14 protein-coding genes are annotated in these 17,682 nt (G+C 73.8%); 7 read left to right on the top strand and 7 right to left on the bottom strand.

Annotated features, from left to right (window positions below; translation table 11 throughout):
- Positions 1-48 precede the first annotated feature (48 nt).
- Positions 49-714: an HAD family hydrolase gene (locus ACFYQQ_RS05560; RefSeq protein ID WP_355794682.1), complete on the top strand. Its 666-nt coding sequence runs from the start codon at positions 49-51 to the stop codon at positions 712-714.
- A 335-nt stretch (positions 715-1,049) separates the two neighbouring features.
- On the opposite strand, the gene ACFYQQ_RS05555 is transcribed toward ACFYQQ_RS05560, so the two are convergent.
- Positions 1,050-2,165 (bottom strand): peptidoglycan-binding protein, encoded by a 1,116-nt coding sequence (locus ACFYQQ_RS05555; protein WP_388903606.1) that lies wholly within the window; start codon positions 2,163-2,165, stop codon positions 1,050-1,052.
- A 165-nt stretch (positions 2,166-2,330) separates the two neighbouring features.
- Here ACFYQQ_RS05555 and ACFYQQ_RS05550 point away from each other — a divergent pair, with 165 nt between their 5' ends.
- On the top strand, positions 2,331-4,394 hold the full coding sequence (locus tag ACFYQQ_RS05550) for a DHA2 family efflux MFS transporter permease subunit (protein WP_388903603.1): 2,064 nt from the start codon (positions 2,331-2,333) through the stop codon (positions 4,392-4,394).
- Between the two features lie 354 nt (positions 4,395-4,748).
- Here the strand turns inward: ACFYQQ_RS05550 and ACFYQQ_RS05545 are convergent, their stop codons facing one another.
- The gene (locus ACFYQQ_RS05545; protein WP_355792029.1) at positions 4,749-5,258 is read right to left on the bottom strand and encodes a GNAT family N-acetyltransferase; all 510 of its coding nucleotides are present in this window, start codon (positions 5,256-5,258) and stop codon (positions 4,749-4,751) included.
- A gap of 212 nt (positions 5,259-5,470) precedes the next feature.
- Between ACFYQQ_RS05545 and ACFYQQ_RS05540 the strand changes: the two genes are divergently transcribed.
- Together ACFYQQ_RS05540 and ACFYQQ_RS05535 are read left to right on the top strand one after the other, a co-directional pair.
- A complete protein-coding gene (locus ACFYQQ_RS05540) occupies positions 5,471-6,166 on the top strand; it encodes a hypothetical protein (RefSeq protein ID WP_355792026.1) in 696 nt (231 codons plus the stop codon).
- A gap of 5 nt (positions 6,167-6,171) precedes the next feature.
- Positions 6,172-7,116, top strand: a complete 945-nt coding sequence (locus ACFYQQ_RS05535; protein WP_388903597.1) for a hypothetical protein — start codon at positions 6,172-6,174, stop codon at positions 7,114-7,116.
- Positions 7,117-7,466: 350 nt separating this feature from the next.
- On the opposite strand, the gene ACFYQQ_RS05530 is transcribed toward ACFYQQ_RS05535, so the two are convergent.
- Positions 7,467-7,874: a DUF1992 domain-containing protein gene (locus tag ACFYQQ_RS05530; RefSeq protein ID WP_355791403.1), complete on the bottom strand. Its 408-nt coding sequence runs from the start codon at positions 7,872-7,874 to the stop codon at positions 7,467-7,469.
- Positions 7,875-7,992: 118 nt separating this feature from the next.
- Here ACFYQQ_RS05530 and ACFYQQ_RS05525 point away from each other — a divergent pair, with 118 nt between their 5' ends.
- Complete coding sequence (locus tag ACFYQQ_RS05525) at positions 7,993-8,388, top strand: hypothetical protein (RefSeq protein WP_355791400.1); 396 nt, start codon at positions 7,993-7,995, stop codon at positions 8,386-8,388.
- Positions 8,389-8,395: 7 nt separating this feature from the next.
- Here the strand turns inward: ACFYQQ_RS05525 and ACFYQQ_RS05520 are convergent, their stop codons facing one another.
- A complete protein-coding gene (locus ACFYQQ_RS05520) occupies positions 8,396-9,067 on the bottom strand; it encodes an O-methyltransferase (protein WP_355791397.1) in 672 nt (223 codons plus the stop codon).
- 219 nt (positions 9,068-9,286) lie between these two features.
- A complete protein-coding gene (gene proP / locus ACFYQQ_RS05515) occupies positions 9,287-10,678 on the bottom strand; it encodes a glycine betaine/L-proline transporter ProP (protein WP_356168240.1) in 1,392 nt (463 codons plus the stop codon).
- Between the two features lie 373 nt (positions 10,679-11,051).
- On the opposite strand from proP, the gene ACFYQQ_RS05510 reads away from it, so the two are divergent.
- Positions 11,052-13,100 (top strand): bifunctional glycosyltransferase 87/phosphatase PAP2 family protein, encoded by a 2,049-nt coding sequence (locus tag ACFYQQ_RS05510; protein ID WP_355784789.1) that lies wholly within the window; start codon positions 11,052-11,054, stop codon positions 13,098-13,100.
- Here ACFYQQ_RS05510 and ACFYQQ_RS05505 read toward each other — a convergent pair.
- Positions 13,003-14,676: a hypothetical protein gene (locus ACFYQQ_RS05505; RefSeq protein ID WP_388903994.1), complete on the bottom strand. Its 1,674-nt coding sequence runs from the start codon at positions 14,674-14,676 to the stop codon at positions 13,003-13,005. The genes ACFYQQ_RS05510 and ACFYQQ_RS05505 overlap by 98 nt on opposite strands.
- 242 nt (positions 14,677-14,918) lie before the next feature.
- Positions 14,919-16,163 (bottom strand): cytochrome P450, encoded by a 1,245-nt coding sequence (locus tag ACFYQQ_RS05500; RefSeq protein WP_355784795.1) that lies wholly within the window; start codon positions 16,161-16,163, stop codon positions 14,919-14,921.
- 316 nt (positions 16,164-16,479) lie between these two features.
- On the opposite strand from ACFYQQ_RS05500, the gene ACFYQQ_RS05495 reads away from it, so the two are divergent.
- Positions 16,480-17,649 carry a steroid 3-ketoacyl-CoA thiolase gene (locus tag ACFYQQ_RS05495; protein ID WP_356168237.1) on the top strand — a complete coding sequence of 390 codons (1,170 nt, stop codon included), beginning with the start codon at positions 16,480-16,482 and terminating at the stop codon, positions 17,647-17,649.
- Positions 17,650-17,682: the final 33 nt, after the last annotated feature.

Here is a 17,682-nt window from a genome sequence, read left to right as displayed (position 1 = left end):
CCTTGTCCCCGGGTGCCCCGTACGGCTCCCTCTCCCGCGTCTTGGAGCATGCCGATGACGGCCACCACCGTTCTGACCGCCCGCGCCCTCCTGCTCGACATGGACGGCACCCTCGTCAACTCGGACGCCGTGGTCGAGCGCTGCTGGCGACGCTGGGCCGACCGGCACGGGCTCGACGGGGACGAGGTCATGAAGGTCGTCCACGGCCGCCAGGGCTACGCCTCCATGGCCGTCCTGCTGCCGCACCGGCCCATGGAGCAGAACCACGCGGACAACGCCCGCATGCTCGCCGAGGAGACCGCCGACATGGACGGCGTCGTCGAGGTACCGGGGGCCTCGGCCTTCCTCGCCTCCCTCGCCGGGCTCCCGCACGCGCTCGTGACCTCCGCCGACGTGGGCCTGTCCACCGCCCGCATGGCCGCCGCCGGCCTCGGACTGCCCGACCTGCGGATCACCGCCGAGTCGGTCGGCGCGAGCAAGCCGGACCCCGAGGGCTTCCTCAAGGGCGCCGCCGAACTGGGCGTCGCGCCCGAGGACTGCGTGGTCTTCGAGGACTCCGGGGCGGGCATCACGGCCGGCAAGGCCGCGGGGATGCGCGTCGTCGGCGTCGGACCCCGGGCCGCGGTCCACGGCCCCGACGCCCTGGTCGCCGACCTCACGCAGGTGCGCGTCGAGGCCGCCGCGGACGGGTCGATACGGCTGCACATCGGCTGACGCGAAGGTCGGAGGCCGGGGTCCTGGTGGACCCCGGCCTCCGTCGTCCCCGGCGCCTGTCGGGTCCGGCCTCCGCTGTCCCGGCTCCCGACAGGGGCCAAACCTGTCGAGTCCGGGGGCCCGTAATCCCCGGCCTGCGTCGAGCCCGGCGTCTGTCGGCTCAGGGCCCCGTAATCCCCGGCCTGCGTCTGGCCCGGCGCCTGTCGACTCCGGCCCCCGACGTCCCCGGTCCTGCGTCCGACTCCGGCCCCCGTTGTCCTCCGCCACCGTCGAATGTTGCCCCGGTCGAGTCCGAGCCCCGTCGAGCCCAGCCCTTCGCCCCCGACCCTCGTCCGCTACGGCTCGCTCGTCTCCGATTCCAGGCGGGTGCGGGTGGCCGTGCCGTAGACGCCCGGTTCGTCGGCGCCGATCCCGCGGGCCCACTGGTAGCGCCGTACGGCGTCCTCGACCTGTTCGTTGAAGTTGCCGTTGATGTCGCCGTAGTAGAGGGCCAGCTGGCGCAGCCGCAGCTGGAGTTCGGCGACCTCGGCGCCCCTGTCGCCGCGGCGCAGGATCGTGGCGCGGTGCTCGTCCGGCTCGTCGGACGGGGGCCGGACCGAGCCGGTGGCCCGGGCGGTCGTCGGTGTCCCCGTCGGCTTCTTCGAGCGGGACGGGGTCGCCGACGGGCTCGACGGCGAGGCGGAGGGCGACGCGTCCGCACCGGCCGACTCCGTGGGGCTGCCGGAGGCGGACGGCGAGGGCGAGGCGCTGCGGGACGGGGACGCCTCGGCCCGCGGCGACGACTTCTCCGGGACGCTCGCGCGCACCGCCTCCGGCTGCGAGGCGTCCCGCTCCGGTGTGTCGTACGACAGGACCCCGCTCGCCAGCCCCGCGGCGGCCACCACGGCCACGACGGCGCCGGCCACCACGAGGAGCGCGGTACGGCGGCGACGCCGGGGCGGCTCGTCGCCCGGCGACGTGGTGCCCGATCCGGGCGTCGGATCCTGGAAGAGCCGCATGTCGTCCGGTGCGGGCTCCGACGTGCCCGCCGCCATCACCGGCCGGGTGCGCTCGGCGGCCGACGGCGTGCCGACCGCGGTGAGCGGCATCGTGCGCTCGCCCGGCGACGGCGCGTCGGCGGCCGTCAGTGGCATGGTCCGCTCGGCGGCCGTCTCGGGAGGCAGCGGGGTCGCGCGGGTCGCGGGCCGCTCCGGCCGCGCGTCGGACCGGGGTCCGGCACCGGCCGGTTCCGCCGTCCCGTCCGGGCCGGGGTCCGCGCCCGGGGAGGCCTGGCCGAGTTCCACGTAGGGCCGGATGCGCAGCGGGTCGAAGTCCTCCGCCGCGGCCGCCTCCGCCGTACGGGCGTCGCGCAGGGCGTCCGAGGCCCGCTGGGTGCAGGCGCAGGACGGCGTCCCGTCGGCCTCCCGGTGCGTCCCGCACTCCGGGCAGACGTGCCCCTTCGATCCGCTCACGTGTGGTCCCTCCCCCTCACGGACTCCAGAGAGTATCCAGACGCTCTCCACGGAATCTCCCCGGCACCCGCCGTTCCGGGCCCCGCGAAGGACTCAACAGGCCATAACGGGTCACACCGATCACGATGGGAGGTGACCGGGACGCCTGGGCGCACGGAGGACCGTATGAACGCGGACGCACAGGGCACGGACGCGGCGGTGACGAAGGGGGGCGCCCCCACCGAGGAGCATGTGCACGGCAGCGTTCTCGTGTCGATCGGCGCGCTGCTGCTGGGCATGCTGCTGGCCGCACTCGACCAGACCATCGTGTCGACCGCGCTGCCGACCATCGTCAGCGAGCTCGGCGGCCTGGAGCACCTCTCCTGGGTCGTCACCGCGTATCTGCTCGCCTCGACGGCGGCGACGCCGCTGTGGGGCAAGCTCGGCGACCAGTACGGGCGCAAGCGGCTGTTCCAGCTCGCGATCGTGATCTTCCTGATCGGGTCCGCGCTGTGCGGCATGGCGCAGAACATGCCGCAGCTCATCGGCTTTCGGGCCCTCCAGGGGCTCGGCGGCGGCGGGCTGATGGTGCTGTCCATGGCGATCGTCGGCGACATCGTCTCGCCGCGCGAACGGGGCAAGTACCAGGGGCTGTTCGGTGCCGTCTTCGGCGCGACCAGCGTCCTCGGACCGCTGCTCGGCGGGTTCTTCACCGAGCACCTGAGCTGGCGCTGGGTCTTCTACATCAACCTGCCCGTCGGCGTGGTCGCGCTCGCCGTGATCGCCACCGCCCTGCGCATCCGGCGCCGCACCGCCCGCCACGTCATCGACTACCTCGGCACCCTGCTCATCGCCGCCGTCGCGACCTGTCTGATCCTCGTCGCCTCGCTGGGCGGCACGACGTGGGGCTGGAGCTCGCCGCAGCTCATCGGAGTGGCCGTGCTCGCGGTGGTCCTGGCGGTCGCCTTCGTCGCCGTGGAGCGCCGGGCGGCCGAACCGGTGCTGCCGCTGAAGCTGTTCCGCGTGCGGACCTTCACACTGTCCGCCGTCATCAGCTTCGTCGTGGGCTTCGCCATGTTCGGCGCGATGACCTATCTGCCGACGTTCCTCCAGGTCGTCCAGGGCATCTCGCCGACCCTGTCCGGGGTGCACCTGCTGCCCATGGTCCTCGGCCTGCTGCTCTCCTCCACCCTCTCCGGCCAGATCGTCAGCCGCACCGGCCGGTGGAAGGTGTTCCCCATCGCCGGCACCGGGATCACCACCATCGGACTGCTCCTGCTGCACCAGCTCGACGAGAACAGCGGAACCGGCGAGATGAGCGCCTACTTCTTCGTCTTCGGTCTCGGCCTCGGCCTGGTCATGCAGGTGCTCGTGCTGATCGTGCAGAACGCGGTCCCGTACGAGGATCTGGGCGTCGCCACCTCCGGCGCCACCTTCTTCCGCTCCATCGGCGCCTCATTCGGCGTGGCCATCTTCGGCACCGTCTTCGCGAGCCGCCTCGGGACCAAGCTGGCGGCGGCCCTCAGCGGTCAGCAACTGCCCGCCGGTCTCAGCGTGGACACGCTCAAGGCCGACCCGAAGGGCATCGCCGAACTCCCCGCCGCGCTGCGCACCCCCGTCCTGCACGCGTACGCGTCCTCGATCACCGACGTCTTCCTGTACGCCGCCCCGGTCGCGCTGGTCGGCTTCGTGCTGGCCTGGTTCCTGCGCGAGGACAAGCTGCGGGGCTCGGTCACGGCCCCGGACGCCACGCAGACGCTCGCCAGCAACCCGGTCGAGCGGTCCTCTTACGACGAGGTGTGCCGCGCGCTGTCGGTGCTCGGCACCCGCGAGGGGCGGCGCGAGATCTACGAGCGGATCACCGCGCGGGCGGGCTACGACCTGCTGCCCGCCGCGAGCTGGCTGCTGCTGCGGATCAGGAAGCACGGGCGGGAGGAACCGGCGGCGCTCGCCGACCACAGCGCCGTGCCCCTGGACGTGGTGCTCGCCGCGGGCCGACAGCTGGAGGAGCGCCGCCTCGCCCGCCGTGAGGGAGTCGAGCTCACGCTCACCGCTGAGGGCCGCGAGGCCGCCGAGCGGCTGTCCCGGGCCCGCGAGGAGTCCCTGGGCGAAACGCTCGGCGACTGGTGGGGCCCCGGCCGGCCCACCGACCTGGTCCGACTGGTCGAGGAACTGAACTCCGAGCTGTGCGGCTCCGACGCGGAGCGCCCGCACGGGGCGACGGCCCACCCGTACAAGCCGGTCGCCTGATCCCGGCCGGGCGGGCGGGACCGCCGGACCCCCTCCCGGGAGAACAGGCCCGCTGCCTGGACCGGGCCCGCCGTTCGGACTGGGTTCCGCCGTCCGGACCGGGGCGGGTCGTGATCGACGGTGAGTCCCGTCCGGACCGGGGCGGGCCGTGATCGACGGTGAGTCCCGTCCGGACCGGGGCGGGTCGTGACCGACGAAGAGTCCCGTCCGGACCGAGGCGGGCCGTGATCGACGGTGAGTCCCGTCCGGCTCGACCACGACCGACGGTGAGCCTCGTCCGCCTCGGCCCGGCCCTGACTCCGGCCCGGCCCCGACTCCGGCCCGATCGGGACGACGGGGCCCGGACCCAGCCGGTCAGCCCGTCAGCTCCTTGGTGAACCAGTGGTCGGCGTACTCCTCGTCGTTGTGCCGCTCCGTCTCCCGGTAGCCGAGGCGCGCGTACAGCGCACGGGCCGCCACCAGGTCGCTGCGGGTGTCCAGCACGATCCGCCCGGCGCCGAGCTCGCGCGCCGCGTCCTCCGCCGCCCGCACCAGCAGGGCGGCGCCGCCCCGGCCGCGCAGGTCCTCGCGCAGGAAGACCCGCTTGAGCTCGGCCGTCGTCGGGTCCGTCAGCCGCACGCCCGCGGTGCCGGCCGGCTCGCCCCCGTACCGGGCCACCAGCAGCACCCCGCCGGGCGGCGCGAGGGAGTCCCCGGTGTCGGCGGCGATCTCCCGTTCCAGCTCGGCGGGGTCGGTCCTGCGCCCCTCGTGCAGCAGGTACCAGCGGTCGCTGACCTCCGTGTAGTAGGCCCGCCACAGCGCGGTGGCGGCGGGCGAGCCGACGGGCTCGGGAGCGACGGTCCAGGGGGCGGGCGTACGGGTCATGGCGGTCATTGTCACGACCTCCCCCGCGCGGCCCGCAAGCGGTTTACGCCGGGGCGTCGAGGACGGAGAGCCTTCCGGAGGGGGCCGAGGGGCCTCTCGTGACCGTGGGGGCGGGGCCGGGGGCGCCGCGGGGCGGCACCGTTTGCGGCGCGTTATCGCGGCAACCCGGTCGATGAACCGGCCCGTTGGGTCGAAAACTCCGGAAGGCACCCATGTCCACAGGCGTGATCATCGCTTTGATCGTGATCGTGGCGGCCGTGGCCCTTGTCGCGGTCGTCCTGACTCTCCTCGCCCGCAGGCCGCAGGGCGGGCGCAGCCTCCAGCGGCGCTTCGGGCCCGAGTACGACCGTGCCGTCGCCCGGCACGACGGCGACACCCGGGCCGCCGAAGCCGACCTCACCGAGCGGGTGAAGCGGCACGGTTCGCTGCGCCAGCAGCCCCTGGAGCCCGCCGCCCGCGAGCAGTTCGCGGCGCGCTGGGCCGCCGCACAGGAACGCTTCGTCGACTCGCCGCGGGAAGCGGTGGCCGAGGCGGACCGCCTGCTCGGCGAACTGGCCGGAGCGCGGGGCTACCCCGACACCGGCCGCTACGAGGAACAGCTCGAGGCCCTCTCCGTGCACCACGCGCACCACGTCCATGGGTACCGGCGGGTGCACAGTGCCGCGCACGCGAGTGGCGGCGCCACCGGGAACGCCACCGGCACGGAGGAGATGCGCGAGGCCATGCTGGAGGCCCGCGCCCTGTTCGAGGACCTCGTCTCACCCAGCCGCAAGGACGACGTCCGCCACCGCGCGGACACCGGCACGGACGGTGCGGAGGTGGCCGCCGACAACTCGGACACGGCTCGCTCCGGCAACCGTACGCACGTGCCGTGGACCCTCAACCGGCGCCACGCGAAGGGAAGTTGACGAAGATGGCAGACGTGACAGGCGAGGGCGCGGAGCGCCGGGGGACGGCACGGGGGTCCGAGGGCCCGGGCGCCGACGGCACCACTCCCCGGACGCCGGGCCGAGCGGGTTCGGCGGACCCCAGGAACGTGACCGGCGACGCCGCCACGAGCCGGGAGACCGCCGAGGCGCGCGCGACGGCCGCGGCCCGCGAGGCCGACGGCAGGACCGGGGCCCCGGGAGCCGACACGCTCGCGGGCACGCCGGCTACCGACGCGACGGCCGGCGCTCCGAGGACCGGCACGACGACGGGCGCCCTCGGCGTCGGGACGACCCCGGGCCACCAGAGCATCGGCGACCGTGACCGTCGTGACGGCGTCGGGACGGCTCCGGGGCATCAGAGCATCGGCGACCGTGACGGCGTCGGCGCGGAAGACGGCACCGCGGGCACCGCGTGGCGCGAGGGCACCGGAGCGGACGGCCGCGGTTCCGCCACGGGAGTCGGCGAGAAGGCCGGCGCCGCCGCCGAGGGCCGCACCAGGACCCCGCACGAGACGTCCGGTACGACGTCGGTCGGCACCGGCCGCACGACGGGCGAGGGCGTCACCGCGGGGGCCCGCACGGGCACCGGCGACACGTCCCGCACCGGCGACACGTCCCGCACCGGCGACACGTCCCGCGGCGGTGACTCGCCGCTGCTGCCGCACGAGGAGTCCGACAAGCTCGCCAAGCGGCTCCAGCAGGCCGTCGGCGGGTTCATCGACGAGCCCCGGGCGTCCGTCGAGGAGGCCGACCACGTGCTGGAGGAGGTCGCCGCCCGGTTCACGGACGCGATCACCCAGCGGCGGCGCGCGCTCCGCTCCTCCTGGCAGACCTCGGGTGAGAGCAAGGGCGCGACGGCCGACACCGAGCAGCTGCGGCTGGCCCTGCGGGACTACCGCGAGATGGCGGAACGCCTGCTGTACAGCTGACCGCGCGCGTCGGGCGCCGTATGGAGAACGCTCCGTACGGCGCCCGACCCGTGCGGAGCGAGCCCCGAAGAGCAACCGATGGGACGGCCCCCGGCACGCGCCGGGGGCCGTCCCTGCCCACGCGCGGACGCCTCGCCCGGCACGGGCCGTGAGACCGCGTGTCACCGAAGGGGACGGGCCTGCGACGCGCCGCCCGCCCGCCCATGTACGGCGCCGAGCGCTCGCGGGCGTCGGGATCGGACGGGGTCCCGCGAGGCCGGGCCGGAGTACGAGGGTCCAAGGGGCCGAGGGGCCGAGGGGCCGCGGGTCCGAGGGGCCGTGATCTCCGCGCGGCCCTGTCGTGCCGCCGGTCAGGCCGTCCGGCGGCGCTCGCGCCAGTCGCGGACGATCTCCTCCACGTCGTACGGCTTCAGCCCGAGCGGAGGGCCCGGCGGCGGCTTGAACATCATCTCGCGGATCTTGGCGTTGACGTCCTCGACGATCCGGCGCACGGCCCGCTCCGAGGGCGCCGCCGACGCCGCCGCGAGCGCGTCCTCGGCCTCCTTGCGCAGGGCGAGCGTCGGGGGCAGCACCGACAGTCCCTCGCGGGCCATCTTCTGCTTGACCCACCACAGTTCGTCGTACGGGGCGTCCGTGACGTCGGGCAGCGGACGGCCCGCTCCGGCGAGCGCGGTGAACTCCCCACGCGCCTCCGCCTCGCGGATCTGCCGGTCGACCCAGGACTCGAAGCTGACGCCGGGGGGCTTTCGCTCGGTCATGAGTCCATTGTGCCGGATGTCACCCGGACGGCCTCGTGGCGAATTATCATGCGGCGGCGGCGCGTCGAGAGCGCCCCGCGCAGGGACGGTCGGACAGCTGAGCCTCTAAGGAGCGCACGTGCTCGAACTCACCATGGCCTCGGTCTCCGGGGCGGACGCCGGGGCGACGGCCGGCATGCTGATGGCCGACGCGCCCAGCGACCCGGGCGCCGTGCTGCGGGTGGGCCGGGACAAGGCGGTCTGCCGGCTGGCGACGCCCGACGACTGGCTGTTCGTCTCGCGGGTGCACCTGGAGTTCCTGTGCGGGCCCGACGGGACCTGGCAGGTCACCTGGCTGCGCGGCTCGCACCCCGACCCCTCCTCCGAGGTGCGGCTGACGCTGGCGGGCCTGCCGCCGCAGCAACTGCCGTACGGCGGGACGGCGAAGCTGCCCGCGGGCGGCTCCGGGGAGCTGGTCGTCCAGGACCGCACCGGCCCGCGCAGCGTCAACGTCGGCTTCTACCACGAGGTCTGACGGTACGTCAGTCCAGTACGCGGGCCAGCGCGAAGCCGTCGTAGCCCTTGCTGCCCACCGTCTGGATCGCCGTGCCGCTCAACTTCGGGTGGCCGGCGATCAGTTCGAGGGCGGCCCGGGTGCCCTCGACGCTGGGGTCGCCGCCGCCCGGTTCGGTGACCCGGCCGCCGCGCACCACGTTGTCGAGGACGATCAGGCTGCCGGGGCGGGTGAGCCGCAGGGCCCACTCGATGTACCTCGCGTTGTTGACCTTGTCGGCGTCGATGAAGACGAGGTCGAACGGCTCGGGGTGTTCGTCGGCGAGGGCGGGCAGCGACTCCAGGGCGGGGCCCACCCGGACCTCGGTGATCTTGTCCAGGCCGGCGCGAGCGAGGTTGCCGCGGGCGACCTCGGCGTGGGCGGCGTCGTATTCGAGGGTGACCAGCCGGCCGTCGGCGGGCAGCGCGCGGCCCAGCCAGATCGTGCTGTAGCCGCCGAGGGTGCCGATCTCCAGGACCCGGCGGGCCCCTTGGAGCTGGGCGAGCAGCTGGAGCAGCTTGCCCTGGTTCGGCGCGACGTTGATGGCGGGCAGCCCGGCGGCGTCGCTGTCGGCGAGCGCGGCCGTCAGCACCTCGTCGGGCGGGGAGAGGAGCTCGGTGAAGTAGGCGTCGACCGCGTCCCAGAGCTGAGCCTCGCTCATGCACCATGCCTTTCGTATGTCTAGTTAGCTGTCCTAACTAGTTATGCCGCCGAATCTAGTCGCGTACGGGGCGGTTGTCAGCGCCTTTTCCGGTTTCCGCCCGGCACCGGTCAGCCGATCGGCCCAGGGGGCCACGCGGGCGGCGGGGGAGGCGGCACTGGGCGGGACGGTGCGCGGCCCCCGGCGCGATTCCACGGGCCGAGGGCGTACCGGGGGCCGTCAGTGTCCGGTGGGCTCCACGGACGGCGCGGAGCCGGGCAGGGGGCGGCCCGCCGACTCGGCCGTGAACCACACCGCGACGCCGCCGATGACGGCCGCCGCCATCATGTAGTACGCGGGCATCATCATGTTCCCGGTCGCCCCGATGAGGGCCGTGACCACCAGCGGCGTGGTCCCGCCGAACAGCGAGACGGAGACGTTGAAGCCGATGGACAGCGAGCCGTAGCGCACCTTCGTCGGGAACAGCGCGGGCAGCGCCGCGGGCATCGCCGAGGTGAAGCAGACCAGCAGCAAACCGAGGGCGCCCATGCCGAGCGCGACCGCGAGCAGGCTGCCCTGGCGGATCAGCAGGACGGCCGGGACGGACAGCGCGAGGAAGCCGAGGCAGCCGGCGGCGATCACCGGACGGCGTCCGACGCGGTCGGTCAGGGCGCCCGCGAAGGGCTGCACGACCATCATCAGCGCCATCACGCCGAGCACGACGAGCAGTCCGTGCGTCTCGTCGTACTTCAGCTCGCTGGTCAGATAGCTCGGCATGTACGACAGCAGCATGTAGTCGGTGACGTTGAAGACCAGCACCAGGCCCACGCACAGCAGCAGCGCCTTCCACTGGCCCGCGACCAGCTCGCGCAGCGGCACCTTCGGACGGTCGTGCTCCTTCTTCGCCGCCTTCGCCAGCTCGGCCGCGAACGCCGGGGTCTCCTCCAGCCGCATCCGCAGGTACAGGCCGATGACGCCCATCGGGCCGGCGATCAGGAACGGGACGCGCCAGCCCCAGGACAGCAGGTCCTCGCTGGACAGCAGCGCGGTCATCAGGGTGACCAGGCCGGCGCCGCCGATGTAACCGGCGAGGGTGCCGAATTCCAGCCAGCTGCCGAAGAAGCCGCGCCTGCGGTCGGGCGCGTACTCGGCGATGAAGGTCGAGGCGCCGGCGTACTCGCCGCCGGTCGAGAAGCCCTGCACCAGCCGGGCCGCGAGCAGCAGCAGGGGCGCCCCGACGCCGATGGTGGCGTACGACGGGATGAGCCCGATCGCGAAGGTGCCGGCCGCCATCATGATCATGGTGAGGGCGAGGACCTTCTGCCGGCCGACGCGGTCGCCGAGGGGGCCGAAGACCATCCCGCCGAGGGGCCGCACGAGGAAGGCGGCGGCGAAGGCGCCGAAGGTCGACAGCAGCTGGGCGGTCGGGTTGCCGGACGGGAAGAACACCTTGCCCAGCGTCACGGCGATGTAGCTGTAGACGCCGAAGTCGAACCACTCCATCGCGTTGCCGAGCGCCGCTGCCTTCACGGCGCGCCGGACCAGGGCCGGGTCGGTGACGGTGACCTCCGGCCGGCCGGGGCCGGTGGGGCCGGCGGACGCGACGGGAGCGTGGGGGGTGACGGTCGGCAAGATTCCGCTCGCCTGCCTTTCGACGGGGACAGGGACACGGCTCCTGGGAAAGCGAGCCGAAAACCGACCATAGGTGCACTTCTCCGCTTTACGTGCCGTGTACACCTGGTTGCGGGACGTGCGTGAACACCGCATAAGCAGGCAGGACGCCGCAGGATCGGCCCGCTTCCCCGGGGACGCTCTGTGATCTTTGTCGCGGCCGGGGGCGGAACCGGAACGGGTTGCGGGGGGTCGCCTTTCGGACGAAAGGCGGGCAGACGTCAGGTGACCGCGGGGGTGCCCGCGTCTCTTCCCGAGGGGCGACGCGTGGCGCATAGGGTTCGGACACGGACATACGGGCGGTAACGACGGGGGCGGGGAGGTCAGAGACGGCGTGGCGGATGCGGAGCGCGGAGGACGACCGGGAGAGGTCCTCGGAGCGGGGCCCGGCGGGACGGCCGGCGCACGGCTGGAGGCGGCCCGTGTGCTGCTCTGGCTGGTCGCGGCCGTCCTCGCCCTGCGGCAGGTGGCCGTCGTCCTCGGGACCCCCAGAGGCGAGCGGCTGACCGACCTGGAGACCTGGGTCGGAGCGGACGGCGTCCTGCACGTGAAGGGCTCCCTGTACGACTCGACCCGGTTCACCGGCACCCCGTTCGCCGGTCTGGTCCTCAAACCCCTCACTCGTTCGGCTGAACAAGCGCTGGGCTGGGGGTGGACCTTCGGGACGCTGCTGCTCGTCGTGGCGCTCGGTCTCGTCGCGGCCCGCGCCCTGCCGCCGCCGGTGACCCGCCGCACCCGCCTGCTCGCCGCGCCCGTCGCGGTCAGCCTGCTGATGCTGTCGCTGCCGGTGCGCAACACCCTCCACCTCGGCCAGACCAGCGTCATCCCGGTCCTGCTCGTGCTGCTCGGCTGCCTCGCCGTGCGCGGGCAGCGCCTGAGCGGCGTGCTGATCGGCGCCGGCGCGGCCCTCCAGCCGACCGTGCTGCTCTTCGCCCCGCTGCTCTGGTTCACCGGGCGTCGGCGCGCCGCCGTCTCCACCGTGGCGACGTTCGCCGCGTGCACGGTGGTCGCCTGGGCCGCGCTGCCGCACGACTCGTACACCTACTGGGTGCACCACCTGGCGGGCGCCGGTCTCGGCGGCCGGGCGGACGACCTCGCCAACCAGTCCCTGCACGGGGCGCTGCTGCGGCTGGGCCTCGAAGGGCCGCTGGAGACCGGCCTCTTCCTGGTCCTCGGCGCGGCCGTCGCCGTCGTCGGCCTGCGCCGGGCGGTGCGCTACGCGCGCGACGGACAGCTGCTGCTCGCGGTGGCGGTCACCGGCTGCGTCGCCGTCGCCGTCTCGCCCACCACCTGGCAGCACCAGCTGCTGTGGCTGCTCCTCGCGGTGGTCGGCCGGGTCGGGCGCAGGGCCTCCGACCGCTACGTGTGGCCGGTCACGATCGTCCTGGTGACGACGCTGCCCGCGAGGATGATGCTGCCGAACCTGACGGTGCTGCACCCGCTGCGGGAGAACGCGGTCCTGGTGGCCGCGCTCGCCGCCGCCTGCGCCGTCCCGTTCCTGCCCCGCACGTCGCCCTGGTACCGGGACCCGGTCCCCACCGAGTACGCGGCGCCCGGCCGGTCCCGCTTCCGCCGGGTCCCGCTGCTGCCCGTCCCCGGCCGCGTGCCGACCCGCCCGAACCTGCTCCTCGAACTGCTGCTGATCCGGGTCGGCTACGCCGCGTACCAGCAGGTCAGGCTCGCCGCGACCGGCGGGACCAACTCGGGGGGCCGGGCCGGAGCCGAGCGGCACGGCGAGCAGCTCCTCGCGGTGGAGCGGTTCCTGCGCATCGACGTCGAGCACGGGATCAACCACGCCGTGGTGACGGTCGGCTGGCTGCGGAACTTCTTCGACTTCTACTACGAGTCGTTCCACTTCTTCGTCCCGCTGACCGTCCTCGCCGTCCTCTACGCCCGCCGCCCCGCCGACTACCGCTGGGCCCGTTCGGCGCTCGGCTTCGCCACCCTGCTCGCGCTCGTCGGCTTCTGGCTCTACCCGCTGGCACCCCCGCGGCTGATGCCGGGGCTCGGCGTCATCGACACCGTGCACGGCGTACAGGACTTCTCGAAGCCGGACTACGGCACCCTGACCGCGCTCACCAACCAGTACGCGGCGATGCCGTCCCTGCACTTCGGCTGGTCGCTGTGGTGCGGTCTGGTGGTCGTCGTCCTCGCCCGGACCTGGTGGATGAAGGCGCTGGGCGCTCTCCATCCGCTGTTCACCCTCGGCGCGATCGTCGCCACCGGCAATCACTGGGTGCTCGACGCGGTGGGCGGCGCGATGGTGGTGGGCGCGGGCTTCGGCGTCACCTATCTGCTTCAGGGCCCCCGGATCCGGACGGCGGCGCCGCCCGCGGAGGTGCGCAGCGAGCCGGAGCCGGTGCGGCCCGGTACCGCGAGCTGATCCGGTACTCGCCGGGCCCGGACACGGTCAGCTCGGTGAACTCGCCGTGCCGGGCCAGACAGCCGCCCTCCACGCGCAGCCACGGCGAGTGGGCGACGCGCACCAGCACCCGGCCGGGGCCCGGCATCCGCACGTCGATCTCGGCGCTCGTCGTCCGCAGCACGGTGGCCGGCGCCGAGACCAGCGGCACCGCGTCGCGCACCCGGTACACCCGCCAGTGCGCGTCCCGCCAGACCGGCTCCAGCCACCCGGGCCCGCTCGCCACCAGACGCGCCTCCTCCTCGGCGTACCCGTCGGGCCTGGCCGACGGCAGGACGACGAAGCCCACCGCCCAGCGGTCCAGCCAGGCCCGGTAGGCCGCCGGCGAGAACGAGCCGTCGTAGAAGAGACGCCCGCGCTCCATGTCCAGCTGGCGGTTCCAGCCGCGCGCCATGTTCACGTGCGGGGCGAGGGCCGTGGCCTCCCGGTGGTCGCGGGCCGGGACCACCTCGACCCGGGTGCGGTCGGCGCCGAGCCGTTCCAGCGCCCGGACGACCCCGTCGGTGCGGGCGGCCCAGGCGGGCACGCGGGTGGACACCGCGAGGTCGTCGGCGGTCTTCCGCCCGACCCAGACGACGGACAGGACGAGGACCGCGACCAGGAGACGGCGCCGCGTTCCGCGCAGCGACGGCGCGGACAGCAGGGCCGCCAGCAGCACGGCCGGCGCGAACAGCTCCGCGAACCGCTCCACGTTGGTGCCGACCGGCGAGGCGACCAGGTACGCGAGGACGGTCCCGCCCGCGTAGACGGCGCCGCTCCACCGCGCCACCCGCCAGTCGCGCGGCGCCAGCGCGGTCACCGTGAGGCCGAGCAGCACGGGCTGCCAGACCCGGTCCGCCGGCATCAACTGCTCCCCGGTGAAGGGGAACAGCCAGGTCGTCAGCCCCACCACCGCACAGGGCGGCACCAGCAGGGTGGCGGCCCGCACCCGGTCCCCGGCGAGGAGGTGCCCCGCTCCCACGACCACCAGGAACAGCCCGGCGACGGGACTCGCCATGGTGGCGAGCGCCGCGTACGCCACGGCGAGCGGCACCCGCCGCTGACCCGTCAGCAGGACGCAGGCGGCGAGGCCGAGGGCGACGCCCAGCGCGAAGGTCGTCCGGCCCGAGGCGACGTCGCACCACAGGGCGAGCGAGGCAAGGACGGCGGGCCCGGCGGGCCGCCGGATCCCCGTGCGCACGAGCAGGACCGCGGCCAGCCAGGACGCGGCGAGCCCGGCGGCCACCGTCACCGTGCGCACGCCGGCGGCGGCCATCAGGTACGGGGACAGCAGGCTGTAGTTGACGGTGTGCATCCCGCCGTACCAGGACAGGTTGTACGCCGATCCGCCGTGCCGGGACACGAAGTCCGCCCAGGCCTCCTGCGCCGCGAGGTCGCCGCCGCCCGTGGCGAGGAAGACCCACCAGAGCGCGTAGAGCGGCAGGACGGGAAGCGTGGCGAGGAGCGGTACGCGGTGACGGTCCCGCAGGGTGCGGACGACCTGCTTCCGGGGACCGGCCGTGCGGGTCCGCGGGACGGTGGACGGGGCGGCGGGGATCACGTTCGGCGTTGTCCGTTCGGCGTCTTCGCGGAGTCGGGGCGGATGGGCCACGAGTGAAGACGCCCGGCGGACCGGAAACGTTCGGCGGCTTTCGGCCGTCCGTGGGCTCGGGCGAGGCAGGGGCGGAGCGTAGGGGGACGCCCCTGCCTCCCGCGAGCAGGACCGGCGGCGCCGGGAGGCCGCCGGTCCGTGTCCGGGATGTGCGTCCGGGCAGCCGCGAGGAGCCGGACGCGGAGAAGCTAACCCGGGGTGACCCGCAGCTCCTTCACGCCGTTCAGCCAGGCGGAACGCAGGCGGCGCGGGTCGCCGGCCGCGCGCAGGTCCGGCATCGCGTCGGCGATCGCGCGGAACATCAGGTCGATCTCCAGGGTGGCCAGGGACTTGCCGAGGCAGAAGTGCGGGCCGCCGCCGCCGAAGCCGAGGTGGGGGTTCGGGTCGCGGGTGATGTCGAAGACCTCGGGACGGTCGAAGACCTCCGGGTCGTTGTTGGCCGAGGAGTAGAAGATGCCGACGCGGTCGCCCTTCCTGACGCGGCTGCCGCCGAGCTCCACGTCCTGGGTGGCGGTGCGCTGGAAGGAGACGACGGGCGTGGCCCAGCGCACGATCTCCTCGGCGGTGGTCGCCGGCCGCTCCCGCTTGTAGAGCTCCCACTGGTCGGGGTGGGTGAGGAAGGCGTGCATGCCGTGGGTGATGGCGTTGCGGGTCGTCTCGTTACCGGCGACGGCCAGCACCAGCACGAAGAACCCGAACTCGTCGGAGGCGAGGTTGCCTTCGTCCTCCGCCGCCACCAGTCGGGTGACGATGTCCTCGGCCGGGCACTGCTTGCGGTCGGCGGCCATGTTCATCGCGTACGAGATGAGCTCGGTCGCCGACTCGGCGCCGACCTCCTCGCTGACCGCGAACTCCGGATCGTCGTACGAGATCATCTTGTTGGACCAGTCGAAGAGCTTGGCCCGGTCGTCCTGCGGGACGCCGATCAGCTCGGCGATCGCCTGAAGGGGCAGCTCGCTCGCGACCTGGGTGACGAAGTCGAAGGTGCCGTCCGCGCCCGTCCCCGCGAGCGCCCGCTCCACGATCTGCCCGGCGCGGGTGCGCAGCGCGTCCTCCAGGGCCCGGATCGCGCGGGGGGTGAAGCCGCGCTGCACGATCTGGCGGACGCGGGTGTGCTCGGGCGGGTCCATGTTGAGCAGGATCAGCCGCTGCACCTCGATCTGCTCGCGCTGGATGCGGTCGTTGAACCGGATGATGGCGGTGTTGACCCAGGAGGAGAACAACTCGGGGTGCGTGGACACGTACTTGACGTCCGCGTGCCGGGTGACGGCCCAGTAGCCGTCGTCGTCGAAGCCCGCGACGCCGCGCCGCTGCGGGATCCAGTGGACCGGCTCGACCCGGCGCAGTTCGGCGAACTCCGGGTGGGGGACGCGGTGGTGGAGCACGTCGGGGTCGGTGAAGTCGAACCCGTCGGGCAGCGCTGGACAGGGCATCGGCAACTCCAGGTGTCGCGCGTCCTGCTGGGTGGCGGCCGGATTCTGACGGTCCATCAGGAATACGAATTGTCGTGAAGGTAGTAACGGGTTCTACAAGTGGCAAGGGGTGCGGGGCCCCGAATTGCGTGCGGACTTCGTGCGGATCGCGACTTCGGGGGATGCACGACCCTTGCGGCACCGGCCCTCCGCTCAGCAGACTGCACGCAGAACTAGAACGCGTACTAGTTCAGCGTGGCGGGTGGCCGGGACGCCCGCGCCGCGCGGGTGAGCAGGGCCGAGCCACGCCGGGCCGGCCCGAAGGAGAGGACGACCCATGGCCGCGGAACCCGTGATCGTCGAAGCCGTACGCACCCCCATCGGCAAGCGCGGCGGCGCGCTCGCCCCCCTGCATCCCGCCTATCTCCTGGGCGAGACCTACCGCGAACTCCTCGGCCGCACCGGCATCCACGCCGACTGCGTCGAGCAGATCGTCGGCGGCACGGTGACCCACGCCGGCGAGCAGTCCATGAACCCCGCGCGCACCGCCTGGCTCACCATGGGCCTGCCCTACGAGACGGCGGCGACGACGGTCGACTGCCAGTGCGGCTCCTCGCAGCAGGCCTCGCACATGGTCGCCAACATGGTCGCGGCCGGCGTGATCGACATCGGGATCAGCTGCGGGGTCGAGGCGATGTCCCGCGTCCCGCTGGGCTCGGGGTCCAAGCACGGTCCGGGCAAGCCCTTCCCCGAGGAGGCGCACGTCGACCTGCCGAACCAGTTCGAGGCCGCCGAGCGCATCGCGCGCCGGCGAGGGCTGACCCGGGAGAACGTGGACTCGCTCGGGCTCATCTCCCAGGAGCGGGCCGCGATCGCCTGGTCCGAGGAGCGCTTCAAGCGCGAGACGTTCGCCGTGCAGGTGCCCACCACCGAGGAGGAGCAGCGGGCCGGGCAGGGCATGTGGCGCCTGGTCGACCGGGACGAGGGGCTGCGGGACACCAGCATGGAGGCGCTGGCCCGGCTGAAGCCGGTGATGCCGACCGCCCTGCACACCGCGGGCAACTCCTCGCAGATATCCGACGGTGCCTGCGCCCTGATGTGGGCGTCGAAGCGGATGGCGCGGGCGCTCAAGCTGCGCCCGCGGGCCCGCGTCGTCGCCCAGGCGCTGGTCGGCGCCGACCCGCACTACCACCTGGACGGGCCGATCGACGCGACCCGGGCGGTGCTCGGCAAGGCCGGCATGTCGCTCAAGGACATCGACCTCGTGGAGATCAACGAGGCGTTCGCGTCGGTGGTGCTGAGCTGGGCCCAGGTCTTCGGGCAAGACCTGGAGAAGGTCAACGTCAACGGCGGCGCGATCGCCCTCGGGCATCCCGTCGGGGCGACCGGTGCGCGGCTCATCACGACGGCGCTGCACGAACTGGAGCGCCGGGACGCGGAGTTCGCGCTCATCACGATGTGCGCGGGCGGGGCGCTGGCGACCGGGACGATCATCCAGCGGCTCTGACCCGCGAGGGGCGCCGCCCGGAGCACGGCGAAG

The sequence above is a fragment of the Streptomyces sp. NPDC005496 genome (assembly GCF_042872045.1).
GTDB lineage: Bacteria > Actinomycetota > Actinomycetes > Streptomycetales > Streptomycetaceae > Streptomyces.
This window is presented reverse-complemented; position numbering and strand designations above follow the sequence as displayed.

Bases quoted from the DNA above. Each gene is read 5' to 3' on its own strand.
- ACFYQQ_RS05540 (WP_355792026.1), top strand. From the start codon at position 5,471: ATGTCCACAGGCGTGATCATCGCTTTGATCGTGATCGTGGCGGCCGTG.
- ACFYQQ_RS05530 (WP_355791403.1), bottom strand. From the start codon at position 7,874: ATGACCGAGCGAAAGCCCCCCGGCGTCAGCTTCGAGTCCTGGGTCGAC.
- ACFYQQ_RS05520 (WP_355791397.1), bottom strand. From the start codon at position 9,067: ATGAGCGAGGCTCAGCTCTGGGACGCGGTCGACGCCTACTTCACCGAG.
- ACFYQQ_RS05550 (WP_388903603.1), top strand. From the start codon at position 2,331: ATGAACGCGGACGCACAGGGCACGGACGCGGCGGTGACGAAGGGGGGC.
- ACFYQQ_RS05495 (WP_356168237.1), top strand. From the start codon at position 16,480: ATGGCCGCGGAACCCGTGATCGTCGAAGCCGTACGCACCCCCATCGGC.
- ACFYQQ_RS05500 (WP_355784795.1), bottom strand. From the start codon at position 16,163: ATGCCCTGTCCAGCGCTGCCCGACGGGTTCGACTTCACCGACCCCGAC.
- ACFYQQ_RS05560 (WP_355794682.1), top strand. From the start codon at position 49: ATGCCGATGACGGCCACCACCGTTCTGACCGCCCGCGCCCTCCTGCTC.
- ACFYQQ_RS05545 (WP_355792029.1), bottom strand. From the start codon at position 5,258: ATGACCCGTACGCCCGCCCCCTGGACCGTCGCTCCCGAGCCCGTCGGC.
- ACFYQQ_RS05535 (WP_388903597.1), top strand. From the start codon at position 6,172: ATGGCAGACGTGACAGGCGAGGGCGCGGAGCGCCGGGGGACGGCACGG.